Here is a 22194-nt window from a genome sequence, read left to right as displayed (position 1 = left end):
AAAAGGCTTCATGAAGATCAGCTTGGCACTGACACTTGCACTTGGCCTGCTTGCAGGCTGCGGAGGGAACAGCAATAATGCAAACCAAGGCAGCAGTACAGCCGATCCGGCAAGTACAAATGCAGCAGCAGGCAACAATCAGACGGACGATACATCGCCAATCACATTTTCCTTTTACAGTGTAGGCTCCAATTGGAACAAAATGCAGGATGATATCGGCAAAGAAATTACCAAATTTACCGGTGTTACGCTGGATGGGGAAGCAGAAGTAGGGGATAAGGCGCAGAAAATCGCCCTGATTGCCTCAAGCGGCGATTACCCGGATCTCATTAGCCCGACAGGCGAATTGAATAAGCTGGTGAATGCAGGAGCGATGCTGGATCTCACCGATTTGATCGACAAGCATGCCCCGAATATCAAGAAGCTCTTTGGCGATCAGATCAAGCGTCTGCGGTACAGCAGCGAGGACCAGGCTATCTATGTAATCCCTACCTACTCCGGTGTCGACGCTGCTAGTTTCGTCGCAGGCGGCGGCTTCGAGCTTCAGCACCGTGCAGTGAAGGAGGCAGGTTACCCGGAGGTGAAGACGCTTCAGGATTATGAGAACGTCATCAAGGCTTATCTGGATAAGTATCCGACCGATGAGAACGGCAATAAGAATATCGGACTCAGCTTAAATGCTGATGACTGGCGGATGTACATTTCAGTAACGAATCCGGCTGCAGAAACAACGGGCAAATCCGGTGACGGAGAGTATTATATTGATCCCGAAACGTATGAGGCCACTTATCATTTCCGGACCGAAGGGGAGAAAGAGTACTTCAAATGGCTGAATCATATGTTTAATACCGGCCTGCTGGACAAAGACAGCTTCGTACAAAAGTATGATGAATATCTGGCCAAGGTCGCCTCCGGCCGCGTCATTGGCTTGATCGATGCAGACTGGGATTATAACGACGGTGAGAAGGTATTGAAATCAGAAGGAAAGTTCGACCAGACCTACGGCCATTATTCTGTAACCGTGTCCGATCAATTCAAGGATAACCGCATGCAGTCGACAGGCTTCATGGCAGGCTGGGGGATAGGGATTACCAAGTCATGCGAGGACCCGGTACGGGCGATCAAATTCCTCGACTTCCTCGCCTCTGAGCAGGGCCAGGTTCTGATTAACTGGGGTGTCGAAGGCAAGCAGTATGTTGTAGAGAACGGGACCCGGGTCGTACCTGAGGATATCCAGAACCTGATTGATAACGGCGGTGCGGCTTATACCAAGGAATCCGGTCTGGGTCTTTATGTAAATATTGGCGCCCATTATGGAGACGGGGTTAAGGACTCTACCGGCAATTATTTCACCAAGAGCTTCCCGGAACAAATCGTCCAGGGATATTCAGCAGCCGATAAAGAAACCCTTGCCGCGTATGGTGCTACTACATGGCTTGACCTGTTCCCGAAAGCAGAGGAGTTCCCTGTGAAGCCTTGGGGAGCGGTATGGAATATTCCTGTTCCGAGTGACAGTGATGCTAATATCTATGGCACCAAGATGAAGGACATTACCTGGAAACGGATTCCCAAGGTCATTATGGCGAAGCCGGAGGAATTCGATAAGCTCTGGGATGAATACCAGCAGGAGCTGATTGATGCCGGCGTAGAAAAGATGGAAGCAAGCCAGACGCAGTACGTCCAGGCACTCGTGAAACTGTGGAATGAATAGAATTGTGTAATGAAATATTTTACCGGATGGCTCCTGTTAAGGGGCTGCCCGGTTTTTTTAGTTGCCTTGACTGTTAATGATAATGGTTATCATTTATGATGGTAAGTAGACAGAAAACGGAGGGGCAGTAATTATGCAGTTAAGTAATCACATCGCACTTTGGGAGCAGGCTGCAGTCAAGCTGATCGATATGCGGCAGATCGAAATGGCGGAAGGTGAGTTTCTTCATAGATACAAGGTACCCGCCAGTGTTTTTTTACTCTCCGTACAGGGAAGCGCGCAAGTGGGGCTGGATCAGGCTGAATTTGCATGCACAGGCTTTCAACTTCTCCATGGCGGAAAAGGGGCCATCCTGGATATTGTTCCAACAAGCAAGAGGTTTGTGTACTATATCCTTTATTACCGTGCATGGATCCAGCAAAAGGAGCCTTTCCAGAATCCATTTTGTATTACACCAGATAATCCTATTGCGCTGTATAACCATATGCAGGTGATGCACTGTAAATGGAACGAGCCGGAAGAACGGCTTAACGTGAAATCACACTTTTATAAATTTATCCATCAGGTATTGCAGGAGCTGCACAGAGGAGAGCCAAAGATGCGGCAGAGCAGTATTGCCGTGCAGGTAATTACTTATATTCAGGAGTATTATGCAGAGCCGGTCACATTAGATTCACTTGCAGAAGTTTTCAATTTCAGCGCCTATCATTTGTCCTCCTTATTCAAGGAGCATACCGGTGTTAGCCCGATCGACTATTTGATCCGCTTCCGGCTCGAAGTAGCATCAGAGCTGCTAAGAACAACTGAGGCTTCAGTCGGTGAAATTGCAGCAAGCGTTGGATATAAGGACGTATATTATTTCAGCCGGATTTTCAAAAAAAGAAGAGGCGTATCACCTGCCCATTACCGGTTAAGAGAGACAGAGCGGCACAAAGTTGCTGAAAGTCCATTAAACATCCCCATATCCTCTATTTCTGAAAATAGCGAAGATCAGTATATTGTAAATGATAATCATTATCACAATAATGCTGAAAAAGGGGAATTACATATGTTTAAACACGCAAAATCACAATCTATGGCAGCGATGCTGCTATGCGGCTCTCTGTTACTGGGTGCTTGCTCAAACGGGACGGGTACCGCGCAGGAGCAAAGCAACGGGAATGTGAATGGGAATGGGAGTCAAGCCGTAGCTGAAGAGAGTCCGCAGACCCGGATGATATCGACGCCCAGAGGAGAGGTGGAAGTGCCCGCAGAGCCGGTAAAAGTGGCAGCAGACCAATATATGGGGCATTTATTGAAATTAGGTATTGTACCTGTCGGGGTAAGATCGTTCATGCTGGACGAGGGCTGGATGGAGAAGGCGGATATCCCCCAGGAAACACTCGACAAGATCGAAGATCTGGGAGACTTCCCTATGAACCTGGAGAAGTTGACCATGCTTGAACCGGACCTTATTATCGGTTCGATTGAAGATTATATCGATCAATATGAGAAGATTGGCACCACTGTATTTCTTCCCTATTGGGAAGAGCTGTCAACGGCAGGCCCGCTGGATAAGTTCCGAAATGTAGCCCATATCTTCGGGAAAGACCAAGAAGCAGAAGCATGGATTGCAGAATACGAACAGAAGGTTGCCGATGCTAAGACCAAAATTTCCGGAGTCATTAAAGAAGGGGAAACCGTGTCTATCATTCAATTTACGGAAAAGGCCGTATATGTCTTAGCGGCAACTGGCGGCAATTATGGTTCTTCTACCGTATACGAAATGCTGGAGCTGCCGGCTACAGAAAGTGCCAAGAAGATGTCCGAGGGCTTCGAAGCGATCTCACTTGAAGTGCTTCCTGAATATTTAGGCGATTATATCTTTGTATATAATGGCGATGCCGGAGTTACAAGCAGCGCGATGAGCAGTGAAATATGGCAGACTGTACCCGCTGTGAAGAACGGCAAAGTATATTTGTACGGTGATAATTATCATGATGAGTTCGTAATGGAAGATCCCTATTCTTTGGAGCTGCAGCTGGATACGATAGTGAATCTGTTACTGGGCGGCAGCAAGTAATAAAACATTGTCCATCTGAATATACAATTTAATCCGCGTAAGCGGATTTTTTTGTTTTAATTATGTATTGTAAATACTCAAATCATTGAAATTAAATATTTAAATGATTTCCTTCTACACAGGAAAAGCTTATTATTAGATGTAAACTTTTTAATAGAGTAAGTTACATACAGAGAGAGAATGAGAGGTAGCAATAATGGAACATCCGCTTCATCATGGAGTTTGGCATACTGTGGGGTCACATGAACATGATAATGTACTCGTCCTGATATCTTACCTGATCGCAGTTGTAGCCTCCTACACTGTGCTTGATCTTACCGGCAGAATCAGCAGGACTCACGGCAGAAGCCGCTGGATCTGGCTGTTATTTGGAGCATTTGCCATGGGAATGGGGATTTGGTCGATGCATTTTGTCGGTATGATGGCCATGTCCTTCCAGACCCCTGTATCGTATGATCTTGGAATTGTCTTAATCTCTGTAGGGATTGCCATGTTAGCATCGCTGCTGGCTCTGCTGGTGGTGTCCAGGCCCAAAGTACCCTTGCTGCAGCTGCTCGGAGGAGCATGCCTGTTCGCACTCGGTATAGTACTCATGCATTACAGCGGCATGTATTCAATGCAGGTGCAGATTCATTACGATCCATTGTACGTTGTTCTCTCCATACTAATTGCCTTTGCAGCTTCCATCTCAGCATTATGCTTATCCGCTTATTTCCTTCAGTCCGGAGCTTCAGGCATTGTCCTGAAGAAGGCTGGCAGTGCCCTCATTATGGGAGCAGCCATTGCAGGCATGCATTATGTAGGAATGTTAGGCGTAGAGATCAGAACAGGGGTCGTTCCGGTCCGGCTGTTTCCGTCATTAAACATCATCTTTGACCAGAAGCGGCTCGCCTATATCATCTCCGCCGGTAGCTTGCTGACGCTTATCCTGTCCCTGGTGGGCGTGTATATCTCAAGGCTGTTTGCCCATAAAGAATCTGAACGGCTGGTAAATGAGAAATGGTACAAGTCACTTTATGAGCATAATCAGGACGGCATTATCTCTGTAGATCTGGAGGGGCGGATTATCGGAATTAACCCTGCAGCTATCCGGATTGGCGGCATAGACGAGCAGGATTTCCTGTTTCAAAAGATTGGAGCATTGCTGCCCCTCATTGCAGAGGAGGAACGGAAGCGGATCAGACTGATGTTCGCAGCTGCCTTCGCCAGAGGGGAAGAGATGAAGAGTGAGACCACCCTGTACATTGGTGAACAGGAACGGATTGAAATCGCAGTATTGATTGCACCTGTCATTGTAGATGAACAGGTCACAGGAAACTACATCATCATGAGGGATATAACCGAGGACAAGCGGATGAAGCTGAAGAACCAGCACATGGCCTTTCATGATGAACTAACCGGACTGCCTAACCGCAGAATGCTGAACCATATGTTATCTAAGACGATAGATACCCATCTTCATGAGCAGAAGAAGTTCATTGTGATGATTATCGACCTTGACCGTTTCAAAATTATCAATGATTCCGTAGGACATATCTATGGTGATCTGACCTTGCAGGAAATGGGCAGAAGGCTCAAGAATGAACTGAAAAATGAAGAAACTATCCTGGCCCGAATGGGCGGAGACGAATTTGCTGTACTCCTTCCGGAATACATATCAGAAGCGCATATGAAAGAGCTGGCTGAGCGAATGACCCGGGTAATTGAAGTGCCTTATGTTGTAATGGATAGTGAGTTCCACGTAACCGGCAGCATCGGAATTGCGGTTTATCCTGAGCATGGCGAAGATGCTTTGCATCTGCTGAAGAATGCGGACATCGCCATGTATGAGGTGAAGAAGAATGGTAAGAACGGATATCTTGTATTCTCAGATGCGCTGAAGGCACAGCTGCAGGAAAGCATGAATCTGGAGAATGATCTGAGAAAAGCCCTGGAGCGTGAAGAGTTCGAGCTCTACTTCCAGCCGCAGATACGCGCTGATCAGGGAAGCATGGTCGGTGTGGAGGCCCTGGTCCGCTGGAATCATCCCACTAGGGGCTTGCTGGCTCCGGGGACATTCATTTCCGTGGCCGAAGAGACCGGCATGATTGCCGAGCTCGGGTATTGGGTGCTGCATGAAGCCTGTAAGCAGATGAAGCAGTGGCATGAGGCCGGAGGACCGCTTATTTCCATCGGGGTCAATCTGTCTTCACGGCAATTCCATCAGCCCAATCTGGTGGAACAGATCCAGGAAATCTTACAGGACACAGGCTTAAGCCCGGAATACCTGGAGCTGGAAATCACTGAAAGCATGATGATGGATGCCATGGCATCCATTGATATCCTCAATCAGCTGACAGAGCTGGGAATCCGCATCAGTCTGGATGATTTCGGAACAGGGTACAGCTCCTTTAACTACCTGAAGATGTTCCCCATTCACAAGGTGAAAATAGACCGCTCTTTTGTTGAGCATATAGCGGTTAACCCCAATGACAGAGCCATTGTCTCAACGATGATAGCCATGGCCAGACAATTGAATATGGGTGTTATTGCTGAAGGTATTGAGACCAAAGCCCAGCTCGACATTATCATTGAACAGGATTGCAAGGATGTGCAGGGCTATTATTACAGCAAGCCGTTACCGGCTGATGAAGTGGAGCAGTTATTTTTTGTGCCCCAGCGTCTGCGGGAGAGCAGATAAGCGGTTGAACAGGTCAGTTCAGCACCCCGTTCCCCACAATCTTAACCGTAACCTGCGGATGAAAATGCACCTTGGGATATTCAACAATTTCAAGACGCCACTGCTCTACTGGAACAGATCCCTTTTGAGAATTTTACCGGTAGCGGGACTGAATTCCATAAGCTGCTGGGCAGTGATATTCTATACTATAGCGGTGATGATCTTGCGGCAGGCTATGCCGACAAGTTGCTGAATCCGGTTCGGACCGGTGAATCTGTAATGATCAGCTACAACCGTAAGAAACATAAGGCTGTGTTTATTTGAAAGATTGACCGTGAGGTTCAGACAGCGTTACTATTTAACCTATATAGATATAAATATAAATCTATGGACTGAATGGTCCCCCTGTTAAGAAAGCAGCCAGTCACTTAACGGTTGTTCAAGCGACTAGCTAAGCGTTACGGACAGGAGAGGCGTTAAGCCAATGGAAAGGCAGCAGAGTGCCAGACTTGCGGACACCAGCGCCGTTATTTCACCTGAAAAGTGGAGTTATCCCATGAAAAGCGGCGGATAAGGGCCGTGGTGTCCGTAAAACCGCCCAAAAGGCCTATTTTGAGCGAATAAGGGCTGTGGTGTCCATAAGAGCCCAGAATTGGGTTGTAATTGAACCGGTAACCAATAACTAAGCGGAGTGTACGAATGAAGAATTTTTCCAAAGAAACAGCTGAGAACATTTTAACAAACCAGATTAAAGTAAACACGTTATTAGACAATTATCCTGAATACCAGGAGGAAGTCCTCAAAGAAATCGGGGTACTCAAAAGCAGGCATGCGGATAAGCTGGTTCAAGCCATGATGGATAAATATACTGCCAGCGCCCGGATGGCCGGAAGTAAGATTCACAAGAGCGGCTTCAATGAAACTGCCATTAATACTTTCTTGCCGAAGGTCATAAAGGCACGGATGGCTATTTATTTGCTGGAGCAAATAACGGTTAAGCTGTCCTCCAGTACGGCAAAGGATAACATCCGCTTCAATCTGTGGGACGGAACAATTCTGCAAAGGCTGTTATTCAAGAAGGGCCTGGAAAGGAAAGCAGTCTCCTTAACGAGCTTCAAATTCTTCTGGAAGCTCATTAAGGATAAGAAGGTACTGATGCCGCTGGTTAACAAGAAGGGGATTTACTGCTTTTATTCCAAGCCTCTGATTAATGAGCTTGCCAAACTGATCGGGAATAAGCGCTGTATTGAGATCGGCGCAGGAGACGGAACGCTGACAAGAATCCTGAGGGATAAGCATGTACAATGTACTGCAACGGATGATTACAGCTGGGAGCATTATATTGACTATCCCGAATTTGTAGAACGGCTAGACGCGAAGGCCGCGTTGCTCAAATATTCTCCCGAGGTAGTCTTATGTTCATGGCCGGTCCCCCGCAACAATTATGAAAGACATGTGTTTAAAAAATCTTCGGTAGAGCTGTATATTGTCATCGGCACAAGAAATCCGGACTCCACTGGTGATTTCGATACGTATCTAAATAATGGATTATTTAGTATGGAGCTCAGTGAGCACTTATCCTCGTTAATTCTTCCGCCTTCTGCCGAGAATGCAGTCTATTTGTTCAGAAGGAACAAGACATAAGAAAGTGCCAATTTCTCTCGACCCTTTCTGGGTTTTTGTCTACCGACATATCCGTGATATTAAATTAAGATGATCTTACTTAATCTATTTCAGATATGCGGAGGATGAGACATTGCTATCAACAATCGATAAACGGAATGTTAAGCTGCTGCCGGGGATATTCCGGGAGCGGATGAGCGTGAACAGAGAATACCTGATGGAGCTCGATACCCAGTGCCTGCTGCAAAACTTCTATCTGGAGGCGGGGATTATTATTCCCGGGCTGCAGGTAGTCGATAATCCGGAAACCGCGAAGCTCCACTGGGGCTGGGAAGCTCCCACTTGCCAGCTAAGAGGGCATTTCCTCGGCCACTGGCTCTCTGCTGCGGCTGCCTACGTTGCTTCTGAGCGTGATATGGAGCTGAAGGCCAAGCTGGATACAATCATCGCGGAGCTCGCGAGATGCCAGGAGCTGAACGGCGGGGAATGGATCGGGTCCATACCTGAGAAGTATTTCGAGAAGCTGGAGAACAATCAGCATATATGGTCTCCGCAATACGTAATGCACAAAACCATTATGGGGCTTACTCACGCATATATAGATGCCGGCAATGAACAGGCACTTCAAATATTGGACCGGCTGAGCGACTGGTATGTCCGCTGGATCGATGCGATGCTGCTGAAGAATCCTCATGCCGTGTACAGCGGTGAAGAGGCAGGAATGCTTGAAATATGGGCGGTCCTGTACGATGTTACCAAGAATGCGAAGTATATGCACCTGGCGGAGCGTTACTGGAATCCAAGCCTGTTCCGCAAGCTTCTGGAGGGTAAAGATGCGCTAACCAACTGTCATGCCAATGCAAGTATCCCGTTCTCGCATGGAGCGGCAGTGCTGTATGAAATAACCGGAGATGAGAAATGGCGGCAGATTACAGAGCTGTTCTGGAAGAATGCCGTAACCGACCGGGGGACTTATTGTACATGCGGACAAAACGCCGGCGAATTCTGGCAGCCCCCGTTCATGTCAGGGCAGTTCCTCGGTGAGCGGAATCAGGAGTTCTGCACAGTGTACAACATGGTCCGGACAGCTTCGTATCTGTACAAATGGACAGGCAATACAGAATATGCGGATTATATTGAAAAAAATCTGTACAACGGCTTCCTGGCCCAGCACAATGCACAGACAGGAATGCCCGCTTATTTTCTTCCCCTGGCTGCAGGGAGCCGTAAAAAGTGGGGCAGCAAAACAAGAGATTTCTGGTGCTGCCACGGGACCATGGTTCAGGCACAATCGATGTATAATGACTTAATATACTTAGAGGATGCCGGGGCAGGCAAGCTGATTATCAGCCAGTACATTCCATCGCGGATGGAGTATCGGCGCGGCGGAGCGGATGTATGTATTGAGCAGACTACGGATATGAAATACTATAATGCTCAAGCCTTCTTCGATGAGCAGGATGACAGTCAAATGTCGCGGTGGTCATTGAAATTCAAGATCACAGCTTCTGTAGCAGAATCATTCACTGTACTCTTCCGTGTGCCTGCTTGGGTTAAAGGTAGTCCTGTAGTCCATGTTAACGGGCAAGTGATCTCCTCACCGGAGATTAACGGCGGATACTTGATTGTTACGGGAGAATGGAAGGACGACACCATTAATATTTTCTTCCCGAGTGCACTCGTTATGGAACCGCTCCCTGACATGCCTGAGCTGGCAGCCGTAGTTGACGGGCCGATTGTCCTTGCCGGCCTTACGGACAGCGACTGCGGACTTGCAGGGGAGTCATCCCTTCGTAGGTTTTAAACAGTTTCATATAGTATTTTTCGTCCTGGAAGCCGCATGAATATGCGGCTTCTTTGATTGTAATATTGTTGCTGGACAGAAGGTTCTTGGAGATCTCAATTCGGGACTTATTCAGGAAGAAGATAAGCTTCATACCGGTTTCCTTCTTGAACAGCGAGGACAGGTATTCCGGATTATAATGAAATTCCCCGGCAATTTCAGGCAAGGTAAGCGGCTTGTGACAGTTGGACTTAATCCATTCCATGACCGTGTAAATCGTAGGTGAAATATTGTGGTTGCGGTTATACAGACCGTCAAGAAACTGCTGCGTGATCTCCATAGCAAGCAGACTCATAGCATAGTTTAGGATGGCTTCAGTATAACGGGTCTCCTGGCGTGAGAAATCAATAAGCTGATGGAATAACATGCTTATACGCTGGAGGCTTCCGGAGATTCCATGCTCAGGAATTAAGTAGGAGTAGGCCTCTGGAAGCTTAAGGCTGCTACCATACCGGCCGGTTTCCCACGGGGTCCCGGAAGCAAAGTGCACCCACAAATAAGCAAGCCGGCCGGTGGAGGGCTGATGCCCGTAATGCTCTTCTCCGCTTTTGAGGACAATATATTGCCCCGGGGCCACTGCATGGCTAACTTCCGACTGGGTAATGTTCAAGGTTCCTTCAAGAACGAAAATCAGCACATGATAGTCAAATCTCCGTCTGTGGTGAAGAAACCCGTCCTTACTCATCAGATTTCCGCATGTCGAGTACATTAGCGGCTCTGATGAGCAGGTATAATAATACTTCATAAAATGATCACCCTGGTTCTAATAATGGTATCTGGTTATGCCGGCATTCCGCCATTAGCGAACTGGCTGTTATACAAATCCGCATAGAAGGTCTCGCCTGCAAGAAGCTCCTCATGCGTCCCCGTTTCGATGATTGTTCCATTCTTCATCACCAGAATGATATCAGCAGACCGGATCGTAGAGAGCCGGTGCGCAATCACAAAGCTGGTTTTGCCCTTCATCATCTCCGCCATAGCTTTTTGAATTTCCACTTCTGTTCGGGTATCCACGCTGGAAGTCGCTTCATCAAGAATCATCAGTGCAGGATCAGCTAACATCGCCCGGGCTATGGTCAATAATTGCATTTGGCCTTGTGAGATGCTTCCGGTTTCACTGGATATGATTGTGTCATAGCCATGTTCTAAAGTTCTAATAAATGCGTCACATCTAGCGGCTTTGGCGGCCTGAATGATTTCATCACGGGAAGCATTCATTTTGCCGTAAGCGATATTTTGGGCGATTGTGCCTTTGAACAGCCAGGTATCCTGCAGGACCATGCCAATCATTGTACGCAGTCCGCTCTTGGGCAATTCCTTAATGTCCGTACCGTCAATCAGAATTCGTCCGCCATTCAATTCATAAAACCGCATCAGCAGGTTAATAAGCGTGGTTTTGCCCGCACCCGTCGGGCCGACGATCGCTACCATTTGATTAGGTTCGACCTTAAAGCTGATATCCTGCATTAAAAGCTTATCCGGATGATAACCAAACTGAACATGCTCAAAGCTTACCGCACCTTGAGGAGAGGAGATTAGTTTGGGTGAATCCGTATCCTGAACTTCTTCTGGTTCATCCAGAAATTCAAAAACCCGTTCAGCAGAGGCCAGGGCGGACTGCAGTGAATTTAAGAAGTAAGACGATTGGGTGATCGGGTCGGAAATTTGGTTCACATACTGCAGGAAGGCTTGAATGGTACCTATAGTTATCCGTCCGTTTACTGCGAAGATTCCGCCGACAACAGCTGTAACAACAAAAGCAAGCTGGGTTAGAAAACGGATAGCGGGATAAATGGCATAGAGCACAAACTGGGACTTTTTATTGGCACTGTATTGTCTTTGACTGATTTCTCTCATAGTCTCTGTGATTTGTTCCTGCTGATTAAAGCTTTTGATAATCAAATTACCTGTATAGTATTCTTCAATTTTACCGTTCAGCTCACCCAGCACCGTCTGGTTCTCGGAGGCAACCTTATAATTTTTACCGGAAATCCATTTGGTTGCAAATACACTTATAGACAAGGATACCAGAATTAACACCGTGAGCAGAGAGCTTTGAGTCAGCATCAGAATAACACTAAGTGTAATATTAAAGATAGCATTCATAAATTGCAGCGAACCGGTCTTTAACACCTCTGCCACTTTATCCAGGTCGTTAGTCACCCGGCTAAGCAGATCACCAGTCTGGCGGGAATCGTAGTAACTCAAAGGTAATTTAGTAATTTTCTCGCTCATCTTTTTACGTAAGGACAAAACCAGGCGTTCTCCAACACTGGCCATCGTATATTCTTGTATGAATGAGAAGCCAGCACTTAGCATATAAAAGCCAACTAACAATAGCAGTGATGCGCCGATTGTATTATAGAGCATACCAAACCCGCCGCTAAGTCCTTGTTCTTGAATGCCTTCAATCAGCTGATCGATCGCTCTTCCCAAGATTAATGGGGTAACTGTATACAATCCTATGCTTACAAAAGTTGCAAAAACAATCAGGCTCAGCGGGCCTTTTTGAAGCATCAGCAGTTCCAGCAGCCGCTTGATCGTAGCTTTTGAGTTTTTGGGGACATCCGTCATTTCTGCAGAGTGGATTACTCTGTCTTTGCGTTGTTTCCTGATTTTTTTCATACCACTTGTGTCTCCCTATCTATAAACTGAGAGTCTGCTATTTCTTTGTACACGCTGCAGGTTTCCATTAACACTTCATGCTTGCCGATGCCTGCGATTTTACCGTTATCTAAGACAATAATCTGATCTGCGTCCATAATAGTGCTGATTCGCTGAGCGATGATCACAACGGCCGCTTCCGACATCTCGAGCTTCAAAGCTTCCCGCAGAGAGGCGTCCGTCTTATAATCCAGGGCGGAGAAGCTGTCATCAAAGATGTACACAGGGGCTTTCTTGGCTAAGGCACGGGCGATGCAGAGCCTTTGCTTTTGCCCACCGGAAAAGTTCGTACCTGCCTGTGCAACAGGGCTGTCATAACCTAGCTCAAGCGATGAAATGAAAGAGTCTGCTTGAGCAATTGCCGCAGCATGCCGGAGCTCCTCATGGGACGCATCGGTGTTGCCCGAGCGGAGATTATCCGCAATCGTTCCACTGAATAAGAATGCCCTCTGGGGCACATAGCCGATCCGTTCCCGTAACTCGTGCTGAGAGATCCGCCGGATATCTTGTCCTTCAAACAGAATTCCGCCGGCTTGAACATCATACAGACGCAGCATCAGAGCAGCCAGAGTACTTTTCCCTGCGCCTGTTCCGCCAACAATTGCGGTTGTCTCGCCTTTCAGGCAAGTAAAGCTGATTCCTTCTAATACGGACTTGTCTGTCCCGTTGTAGGAGAAGTCCACATCATTGAATACAATCTTCCGGGAATCTGCAGCATCAGGCGTGCCAGCGGTTTCGGCATCATCTCTGATTTCCGGAACTATATCCAGAACTTCTTCAATCCGTGAAAGACAGGTCAGCATTCTTGGCAGCATGACTAGAGCCATCGCTGACATCATCAAAAACATCAGCATCATAAGCGTGTACTCAGTCACAGCGGAGATACTTCCCACACCGATCGTTTCCTTAAGTACCTGGTACCCGCCAAACCAGACTACTGCAGCCATCACAAGCCCCATAACCATCCATACTGTCGGATTGAAGAGGGCGAAGGTCCGGTTTAACTTGATTACGTTATTGGCATATTTGGTAAAAACATCATTTGAACGTTCCCGCTCGAACTCTGTATTATCAAATGCACGAATGACCCGGAGACCTAAAATAGATTCACGGACAACACGGTTAACCGAGTCTACACGGTTTTGTATAGTTCTCGACACAGGTGCAGCCTTCTTGAACAAGAGATAGACAAAGACAAAAAAAATAAGCATAGCTGTTAAGGGGATATAAATTAAGGCTGGGCTAATAGCAGCGGTCAGAATAATACCGGCAAGCACGATAAGCGGTGTAGGCAACACCATCTGAGTAATCATAATCAGAGTTTGCTGTATGATCGTAATATCTCCGGTAGTCCGGGTGATCAGCGAGGAAGTGCCGAATGAATTGAACTCTTTTATAGAGAGCAACTGTGTTTTATCAAAAATCCGGTCCCGGAAATGTTTTCCCGCCAAGGCAGCCAGATCAGCACAAAGATAACTCCCCCATAATGAAACCAGTGCCGTGATCCCGATGGCCGCCAGCATCTGCACCCCGATCCTTACAATGGCCGAAATGTTTTCTTTCGCAATCCCAACGTCTATCATTTCAGAAACATAGTACGGTACCATTAACGTCCCGAACGCTTGAATTAAAGCAGTAAACACAATCAGAAAGAGTAATTTCTTGCGGCTTTTTAAGAATTGAATTAAATATTTCATAGTACACCCAAATCCTCCTGTGATTTTTTAGTCCGAGGCATGTTTTGCGGCCTGTAAAGTTTCCATAGACCAGGTAAGCTGCTTAAGAAAAGCCTGTTCCCCTTGAAGCATTCCTTTCCGCTCCGCATCTTTCATACGAATAAAGGCCGTTTCCTCAAGCTCTAACATATCCGCAATCACCTGACCGGCGAATTGCTGCCCCGCTTCTGTAAGGGAGATGTGCCTGATCCGTCTGTCCTGGACAGAAATATTCTTCGTGATGTAACCCAGTTTGTCGAATGAATTAAGGATGCTGCTAACGGTCTGCTTGGGATAGAATAGCTGTTCTACAATGGTTGCTTGGGTGCATTGCTCAGGCTGCTGATGAACGATGTAGAGTACAAAGAGAGAGCTTGAGGTAAGTCCATGCATTTTAGCGAATTCTTCATATATGGCACCAATATTAAAGTACACATCATAGTAACCGCGAATCATTTCTTTTATATCATTTGACATTTATAGACTCCTTTTCATTTATAATAGTCTGATTTCGGACTAATAATAACATAGATTTAAGCTATTGTCACACACGGCAAGCCTTACTTAAGAATTCTTAAGATCCTCGATATGCTGAACTTAAGAAGTGTTGTCTAAACTTTATTTATATACAAAGAGATAAGAGGGAGGCCTACTTACTGTGGCTAAAACCAAAAAAGCAATAGCAAGCAAAATACTGCTGACTATAGTGGGCGTTACTATTCTGACAGTGATTCTTATTCATTTGCCTCGCATCCTCGAAATTACAGTGTCCATACCAAAGTTCAGAGAATTCATTCTGTCTTCCGGACACTGGGGACCCGCTGTTTTCATAGGATTTCAGATTCTTCAGACCGTCGTTGCCCCCATTCCGGGGGAAGTTGTTCAAATCGCCGGCGGATATATCTACGGTACGTCAATAGGAAGCCTGTACACAACCGCAGGAATGCTCATTGGCGCGGTAATCGCATTCTTTTTCACCCGGTATATGGCCCGTTCTTTCGTAGAACAGCTGCTGAGCAAGAGCAAGTCCCGCTGGATGACTAACATCATGCACCATGAGCATTTCCCGGTTATTCTTTTTATCTTTTTTGTTATACCAGGGCTGCCTAAGGATTTGTTCATCTATCTCGCTGCACTGACCCCAATCAAGCCGCTAAAGTTTTTTATAATTTTACTGCTGGGAAGAATGCCCTGGATTATTCTATCGGCAAGCGTAGGCTCTACTATTTATCAGCAGAATTATGTAACAACAGTGGTTATATCGGTCCTGTCCGTTCTCGCTTTTCTGCTCGGGTGGCTATATAAAGACAAGCTCATTCATCAACTTACCAAACGGAACAAAATAAAAAAAGAAGAGAGGTATGAGAATGGAAATGAATTCCTTCGTTAAACCGGAGTGAGGGCAGCAGGCAAACTGATATGAATGGAATACGTATGCTCTCCCTTGGTTATAGCTAATTTCCCGTTATGCTGCTCGATAATCCGGGTACATGTCTTTACCCCGATTCCTGTGCCTGTTATGTCTCTTGAGGTCCGGCTAATCTCGTTAGAAATGCTTATCAGCAGCATCTGATTCCGTAACTGGTACTTAATGATGACAGATGAAGCTTTATCGGCATACTTTGTAATGTTTGAGAAAATATTATCAAATACCCTGCGCATAGAAATCACGTTCAGCTCAAGTTGGAAAGGGCGATCGGACGGGATGTATTGAAACTGAAAACCGCTATTTTGCAGGATTAAAAGTTGATCATCCAAAAGCTGGTCGAGCAGCTGGATTCCGTCATAGGATTCAAGTTCCAAATGATCCTCTGTAAGATTAGAAACCGTAAAATACTCAAAAAGCTTATCGGAGAGCTGTTTAATCTGATAGGCTTTTTCTCTGCTGTTATGGATGTACTGCATTAAATGCTCATCCGTTTTATACTTCCGGTACTCGATGATATCTAAATAACCAATGAGCGCGGTGAGCGGGGTACGTAAATCATGTGACATCGCCGTGACCAGCTCACTGTTGGCATTCCGGGCTTTATCCTCGCTGTCCAGCCGTTCAATAAAGGATTTCCGCATCTCGTTAATACTTTGCGCTAATGAAGCAAGCTCGTCCTTGCCTCTGCTGGTAATCGGATAATCCAATTCTCCGCCTTCCAGGATCTTAATTTCCTTGTCAAGCACAGCAATATAAGAGGTCTTCCGGTTGATAAAGAAGAGCATGACAAAGATAAAAAACAGAAAAGCGATTGAAATGCCGATAAATGAAACAACAAAGTAGTACTTATACTCAAAGTAGCTGTCAATATAGGTCTGGGCAACGGTACCGTTAAATGGAACGTCGTAGAGAGGCTTGTTCATCAACAGGGGAGACATAAGGATGTCACTTCCGCCCGGCTCCGATTCATTTTCTGTGGAACTGAAGATAAGCTTGTCTTCTACAAACATATACAGACTGATATAACGTTCATTTTTAACCCAGCGTGCAATTTCCTCCTCATCATAGACGGTTAGATGCTTATCTGATACATACTGTTTGAAATCATTAACCACCTGTTTTCTCTGATCTTCAATATAGGTAGATTTACTAAAATAGTTATCCAGCAAGCCTTCTCCTGTTGCCTGTAATACAAAAAACAAACCGACTGCTGCAGCAAATGAAAGGATTAGACACAGGATCAGCTCGATTTTTAATTTTCCCCTGAAGAAGTCCTTACTCAATCCGATACCCCTTTCCCCAAACGGTTTTGATTAACTTAGGGTTTTGCGGATCCTGCTCCAGCTTGCTGCGGAGATTCCGGATGTGCACCATTACGGTGTTGTTACAGCTGTAGTAGTAGGGTTCTCCCCATACGCTCTCGTACAAATTCTGGGCTGAGAAAATTTTCTTCTGGTGCTGTCCAAGCAGTAAGAGGATCCGGTACTCAATCTCTGTTAACTGGACTTCTTTATCCCCGGCGAACACCTCGTTAATTGCTGTATTAATACTGATTTCATGGAGCGAAAGATGATCAGCAGACTGCGGCTTATCCTTGCCTTTGTAGACGTAATATCTTCTTAACAAGGCCTTTACGCGGGATACCAGCTCTGTATACGAAAATGGCTTGGATAAGTAATCATCGCTCCCGGCAGAAAAGGCCATATATTTATCTGAATCCTGAGTTTTAGCGGTTAAAAATAAGATAGGTGCACTTGTTTTTTCGCGGATTTCTACACAAGCCTTAAACCCGGATTTTATCGGCATCATAATATCAAGAATGATTAAATCCGTGTGTTCATCCACCTTGTTGACTGCATCATCACCGTTTACAGCCTCAGTGACATTATAGTTCTCACTCTCCAGTAAGACCCGGACAATTTCCCTGATTTCGTCGTTATCATCGGCAATTAAGATATTGTGCGTTGTGTCCATCCGTTTCCCTCCAGTCGTAACCTCAGTATAGTATGCAGTCTGACAAGAAACTACACTATTTCGGCAACTTAAGAATTCTTAAGATCTGGTATGGGCCGTTCTTAAGATTCCTCCGCTACAGTGAAGGTACTATTTAAATTAATGAATTATGGGGGAGCGGCAATAGAGGATGAATACTGCGAATTTGGATAATATCCGGAAATCTGACGGCACCGGCAGAAGGTTTTTCAAGAAAAAAAGAGTTCTGGTGCTAAGTGTTGTGCTGATCCTGGTGGTGTGGCAGCTTATCTCATTCTTGGTAACGGGCAGCCAGCGGCAAGGGCAGGCACTCAATAACCTGACTACCCTGCAGCTGGAGAAGCAGCGGATATCCCGCACACTGCTGCTGTCAGGTACCGTAAACAGCCAAAACTCACGGCAGGTATATGCACCTTCTTCGTTAAAAGTACTAGAGGTGCTGGTTAAGAAGGGTGAGCACGTGAGCAGCGGACAAGTATTGGCTAAGCTGGATACGGCCGATCTGGAGATGGATATCCGGACAGCCCGGTTGAATTTATTGACTGCCATGAATTCGAAGGAAACCGCCGGGATTGAAATTAAGAATACCATTTCCACCAATGCTGCCAGCCTGAAAGCTGCAAAGCTTGAACTGGATTCAGCACAGCGCCAGTACAAGGAAGCAAGAAGAGAAGCAGAATCAAACCCCAATGCCGCGGTTCAGACTGCTAAAGCCGAGCTGGAAATCGCTAGCCGGCAATACAGTACAGCTAAATCCCACGCTGAAGGGAATACGGGTGCTGCCGGATTGTCAGTCAAGACTGAGCTTGCGGTTGCCGAGCGGACATATGAACAGCTGTACTCTCAAGGTGAACGGACGGAGAATGTAGCTACAGCGCAAAAGGAGCTGGAAACGGCTCAGCGTGTCTATAATTCCCTGCAGGCCCAATCTGATAATACAGCAGCAGTTAAGAGCGCACGTTCAGAGCTGAATGCTGCGGTTAACAAGTACACTCAATTGAAGCAGAATAATGTTTCACTTAGCGTACGTGCTACCCAGAACCGTTACAACACCGCAATAGAAGCTCACCGCCAGGCCCAGTCCAACCCCAAATTAAACCAGGCGGCCAATGATTTGCAGAATGCCCAGCGGAATTATAATGAAGCGGTAACCAAATACGAAGCCGGCAGATCTGTAGAGAACCCGGACGGAGACCCCGCCCTGCAAGAGGTTGTCAAGCAGAACCTGGCTATTGTAAGTGAGAAGCAGGCTGCTGTTACTGCGGCTACTGAAGAAATGAAGCAGAGCATCAAATCGGCAGAAGAATCCATGAAATCTGCAGAACTTGAGTATAAACAATCCGTTGAAAGTTCTGATGATAATCTGGAACAGGCCAGACTTGCCATAGAACGGGCGCAAATTAGTTATGACTCCGCGGTGGCCGCAGCCGGCGAGGGATTGATCAACTCACGTGACAGCTTAGACAAAGCACAGCAGGCCTATGATCATGCGCTCAAAGCCTCCAGGGATGCTCTGGGCACGGCCAAGGATACGCTGCAAAGAGCACAAAATGCGTATTCAAGTGCTGTAAGCGGCACACAGGATACACTGACTACCGCTAAGGATTCACTGGAACGGGCAAATATTAACTATGAGAGTGCTTTGAAAAATCAAAGCGATGCCTATACCACCGCAAATACGGCGCTTCAGCGTGCTGAGAACAGCTATTCCTCCGCAAAATTAAGTCTGCAGGCGTCTGAGCAGAAAACGGTTGAGGCAGCGCAGCTAAGCATTGATCTGCAGCAGGTTACACTGGATAAGCTGAATAAACAGCTGACAGATGCAGTCCTCCTGGCTCCTATTTCGGGAACTGTAACTTTCAGCAACTCTACAGCTGGCCAGTTTGCCACAGGATTAATGTTTGTAGTCGAGGATGCCGACCACCTGACCGTAACCACTACAGTAGGCGAATCCGATATCGGGGTGATGCAGCTTGGACAACAAGCAGTGATCAAAACCGATGGTACCGCTGAAGAGGAATTCAAGGCACAAGTAGGTTTTCTTGCCAGCGCGGCCGATAAGACGGCAACAGGCGAGACCTCCGGAAGCACTAATGTGCAGTTCGCAGCTAAAGTTGACCTGATTCAAGCTGACCCGCGCATCCGCATAGGTATGAATGCCCGGATGAACATTGTACTGCAGGAAAAAGATAATGTCTTTGCCGTCCCCATTGAAGCTGTAGTTAATGATGCGCAAGGTGAGGCCATCTATGTGCGCCGGGCAGATAAGCTCCAGAAGCTTCCGGTAGCATCAGGAATTCAAAATGACATCCTGGTGGAAATAACGGCGGCTGCCCTCGAGCCTGGTATGATTATTGAAGCGAACGGTCAAGCTGCTGCAGAGCTGCTGGCAACTTCACCAAGCTTACGCTGGGAGGAATGAGGCATGATTGAGATCAGTGATCTGGTTAAGAAGTATTACACAGGCACAGCAAATGAAATCACCGTGCTCAATCACGTGAATCTTAGTATAGCTGAAGGGGAATTCGTAGCCATAGTCGGGCAATCGGGTTCAGGGAAATCAACTTTAATGAACATTATCGGTGCCCTAGATCAGCCAACGAGCGGCGGATATGTCCTGGATGGAATGCCGCTTGAGCGGCTAAGCCGGGAGGAGCTGGCTCACATCCGTAATCAGAAGATCGGCTTTGTGTTTCAATCCTTCAACCTCATCCCCCGCAACAGTGCACTGAAGAACGTAGAGCTGCCTATGATGTATGCCGGCATGAAGGCAGCTGAACGATCAAAACGCGGGAAAGAACTATTAGAAATGGTCGGGATGGGGGAGCGGCTTCATCATCAGCCGAATGAGCTCTCCGGCGGACAGATGCAGCGTGTGGCGATTGCCCGGGCGCTGGCGAACAACCCATCCATTATACTGGCTGATGAGCCTACCGGCGCACTCGATTCAGTGACCGGAAATCTGGTGATGGACCTGTTCCTGCGGATTAACCGCGAGGACCGGAAAACAATTCTGTTCATTACTCACTCGGTTGAGCTTGCACAGCTATGCCCGCGGATCGTTACGCTTAGAGACGGTGTTATCGTTTCTGATGAACCGGGCGGCAATTCCGGAGGGATTCATCAATGATTGATAATCTTCTGCTTGCCCTTGAAAGTCTGAGAGCGAATAAGCTGCGCTCGTTCCTCACGATGCTGGGTATTATTATCGGGATATCCTCAGTAATTTCAATCATTTCCCTGGGGAATGTAGTTACTGCTTCAGTTACAAACCAGATGCAGGGGCTTGGAGTCAATAATGTTACCGTCGGCGTACATTTGCGCTCTGAAGAGGCTCCTTCTCCCTACGACGAGACCCTAAGTGCTGTGCAGCCGAAGGATAAAGACCGCTTCTCCATGCAGCAAATTGAATCCATGCTGGCCAACTATCCGGATATTGAAGCGATCTCCCTAACGGAGGAGCTGGGAAGAGGGAAGGCCCGCATCGGGCGTAAGTACAGCAATATGTCTTTAATAGGAGTGAATCCCGGGTACAGCCGGGTCAACAATATAAAGCTGCTGCAGGGCAGAACTATCAGTGATGCAGATGTACAGGGGAACCGCAGTGTCATTGTGATTTCGGATCAAACGGCGCAAGCCCTTTACGGCTCCTCCGGTTCGGCAATCGGTGGTAACGTTAGCGTATATATGGAGCGGGCGATCAAACAGTTTACAATTATAGGCATCTATCGTTATGAGCAGTCACAGTTCATGACATCCTCCAGCAGAGATATTGAAACGAACGGGTTCATCCCCGTAACCAGCGCCAAGAAGGAAGCAGCCTTCAAGAATTTTGCCATGATTACGATTATGCCCCATAAGAATACAGATATTAATCTGATTACCGGCAAGCTGGATACGTATGTTAAGCATCTGACTCAGAGTAATTCAGACTGGGAAGGTTATGCTTTTAATATGCAAAGTGAAGTTGAATCAATGACCACGATGATGAGAACCTTATCCGTTGCCGTCGCGGTCATAGCCGGAATTTCCCTGCTGGTCGGGGGGATTGGTGTAATGAATATTATGCTGGTGTCCGTTACGGAGCGTACCCATGAAATTGGTGTACGGAAAGCATTGGGGGCACGGGATCATCAAATCCGCCAGCAATTTGTTGCTGAGGCGATGATGCTGTCGCTGGTTGGCGGCATCATCGGGATTATGATAGGTTTATTAGCCGGGGCCGGAGGGGCCCTGCTGATGAATACCCATGCTGTTTTCTCACCTGCAGTCATTGGCGGTACCGTCTTATTCTCCATGAGCATCGGCGTGTTCTTTGGATATTATCCGGCCAACCAGGCGGCTAAGCTTAATCCGATAGATGCCTTGCGGTATGAATAATAGGGGAGGGCGTTTGCAAGAAATATAAGAGTGCACAGGAACTCAGAATTACGATGAGCGCTTCTGCGCTCTATTAAGAAAGTAACCAGTCACACAACGGTTGTTCAAGTGACTAG

The 22194-nt window shown here is 46.8% G+C and carries 15 protein-coding genes; 9 read left to right on the top strand and 6 right to left on the bottom strand.

Translation table 11 applies throughout. The features are described 5' to 3' along the window. Positions 1-10: 10 nt before the first annotated feature. From LOS79_RS08100 to LOS79_RS08080, 5 genes are all read left to right on the top strand, one after another. Positions 11-1711: an ABC transporter substrate-binding protein gene (locus LOS79_RS08100; RefSeq protein ID WP_315422066.1), complete on the top strand. Its 1701-nt coding sequence runs from the start codon at positions 11-13 to the stop codon at positions 1709-1711. Positions 1712-1844: 133 nt separating this feature from the next. After that, complete coding sequence (locus LOS79_RS08095) at positions 1845-3773, top strand: ABC transporter substrate-binding protein (protein ID WP_315417936.1); 1929 nt, start codon at positions 1845-1847, stop codon at positions 3771-3773. A gap of 232 nt (positions 3774-4005) precedes the next feature. Beyond that, positions 4006-6453, top strand: a complete 2448-nt coding sequence (locus LOS79_RS08090) for an EAL domain-containing protein (protein ID WP_315417933.1) — start codon at positions 4006-4008, stop codon at positions 6451-6453. A 678-nt stretch (positions 6454-7131) separates the two neighbouring features. Beyond that, entirely contained in the window at positions 7132-8076 is a 945-nt protein-coding gene (locus LOS79_RS08085; RefSeq protein WP_315417930.1) for a hypothetical protein, read from the top strand. Positions 8077-8188: 112 nt separating this feature from the next. Continuing rightward, complete coding sequence (locus LOS79_RS08080) at positions 8189-9859, top strand: beta-L-arabinofuranosidase domain-containing protein (protein WP_315417927.1); 1671 nt, start codon at positions 8189-8191, stop codon at positions 9857-9859. Here LOS79_RS08080 and LOS79_RS08075 read toward each other — a convergent pair. The 4 genes from LOS79_RS08075 to LOS79_RS08060 are packed head-to-tail and all read right to left on the bottom strand — an operon-like array spanning position 9807 to position 14754. Next, positions 9807-10643 carry a helix-turn-helix transcriptional regulator gene (locus LOS79_RS08075; protein ID WP_315417924.1) on the bottom strand — a complete coding sequence of 279 codons (837 nt, stop codon included), beginning with the start codon at positions 10641-10643 and terminating at the stop codon, positions 9807-9809. The two genes, LOS79_RS08080 and LOS79_RS08075, sit on opposite strands and share 53 nt — an antisense overlap. Before the next feature lie 35 nt (positions 10644-10678). Continuing rightward, positions 10679-12523 carry an ABC transporter ATP-binding protein gene (locus LOS79_RS08070; protein WP_315417921.1) on the bottom strand — a complete coding sequence of 615 codons (1845 nt, stop codon included), beginning with the start codon at positions 12521-12523 and terminating at the stop codon, positions 10679-10681. Next, entirely contained in the window at positions 12520-14259 is a 1740-nt protein-coding gene (locus tag LOS79_RS08065; RefSeq protein WP_315417919.1) for an ABC transporter ATP-binding protein, read from the bottom strand. The genes LOS79_RS08070 and LOS79_RS08065 overlap by 4 nt, the downstream gene beginning before the upstream one ends. Positions 14260-14286: 27 nt before the next feature. Further along, positions 14287-14754, bottom strand: coding sequence for a MarR family winged helix-turn-helix transcriptional regulator (locus LOS79_RS08060; protein WP_315417916.1), 468 nt, complete (start codon positions 14752-14754; stop codon positions 14287-14289). Positions 14755-14935: 181 nt separating this feature from the next. Between LOS79_RS08060 and LOS79_RS08055 the strand changes: the two genes are divergently transcribed. Continuing rightward, positions 14936-15667 carry a TVP38/TMEM64 family protein gene (locus tag LOS79_RS08055; RefSeq protein ID WP_315417913.1) on the top strand — a complete coding sequence of 244 codons (732 nt, stop codon included), beginning with the start codon at positions 14936-14938 and terminating at the stop codon, positions 15665-15667. On the opposite strand, the gene LOS79_RS08050 is transcribed toward LOS79_RS08055, so the two are convergent. Beyond that, on the bottom strand, positions 15664-16989 hold the full coding sequence (locus tag LOS79_RS08050; RefSeq protein WP_315417910.1) for a HAMP domain-containing sensor histidine kinase: 1326 nt from the start codon (positions 16987-16989) through the stop codon (positions 15664-15666). The genes LOS79_RS08055 and LOS79_RS08050 overlap by 4 nt on opposite strands. Further along, positions 16982-17680 carry a response regulator transcription factor gene (locus tag LOS79_RS08045; RefSeq protein ID WP_315417907.1) on the bottom strand — a complete coding sequence of 233 codons (699 nt, stop codon included), beginning with the start codon at positions 17678-17680 and terminating at the stop codon, positions 16982-16984. Before LOS79_RS08045 ends, LOS79_RS08050 begins: the two co-directional genes overlap by 8 nt. Before the next feature lie 169 nt (positions 17681-17849). Here LOS79_RS08045 and LOS79_RS08040 point away from each other — a divergent pair, with 169 nt between their 5' ends. From LOS79_RS08040 to LOS79_RS08030, 3 genes are read left to right on the top strand one after another with little or no spacing between them, the layout of a single operon-like run. Continuing rightward, on the top strand, positions 17850-20120 hold the full coding sequence (locus tag LOS79_RS08040) for an HlyD family efflux transporter periplasmic adaptor subunit (protein ID WP_315417905.1): 2271 nt from the start codon (positions 17850-17852) through the stop codon (positions 20118-20120). Positions 20121-20123: 3 nt separating this feature from the next. Next, positions 20124-20828, top strand: coding sequence for an ABC transporter ATP-binding protein (locus tag LOS79_RS08035; protein ID WP_315417902.1), 705 nt, complete (start codon positions 20124-20126; stop codon positions 20826-20828). Beyond that, on the top strand, positions 20825-22078 hold the full coding sequence (locus LOS79_RS08030; protein ID WP_315417900.1) for an ABC transporter permease: 1254 nt from the start codon (positions 20825-20827) through the stop codon (positions 22076-22078). The genes LOS79_RS08035 and LOS79_RS08030 overlap by 4 nt, the downstream gene beginning before the upstream one ends. Positions 22079-22194 lie beyond the last annotated feature (116 nt).

Source organism: Paenibacillus sp. MMS20-IR301 (assembly GCF_032302195.1).
GTDB lineage: Bacteria > Bacillota > Bacilli > Paenibacillales > Paenibacillaceae > Paenibacillus_AQ.
The sequence above is the reverse complement of the archived record's forward strand: the minus strand, read 5'-3'. Positions and strand labels throughout refer to the sequence as shown.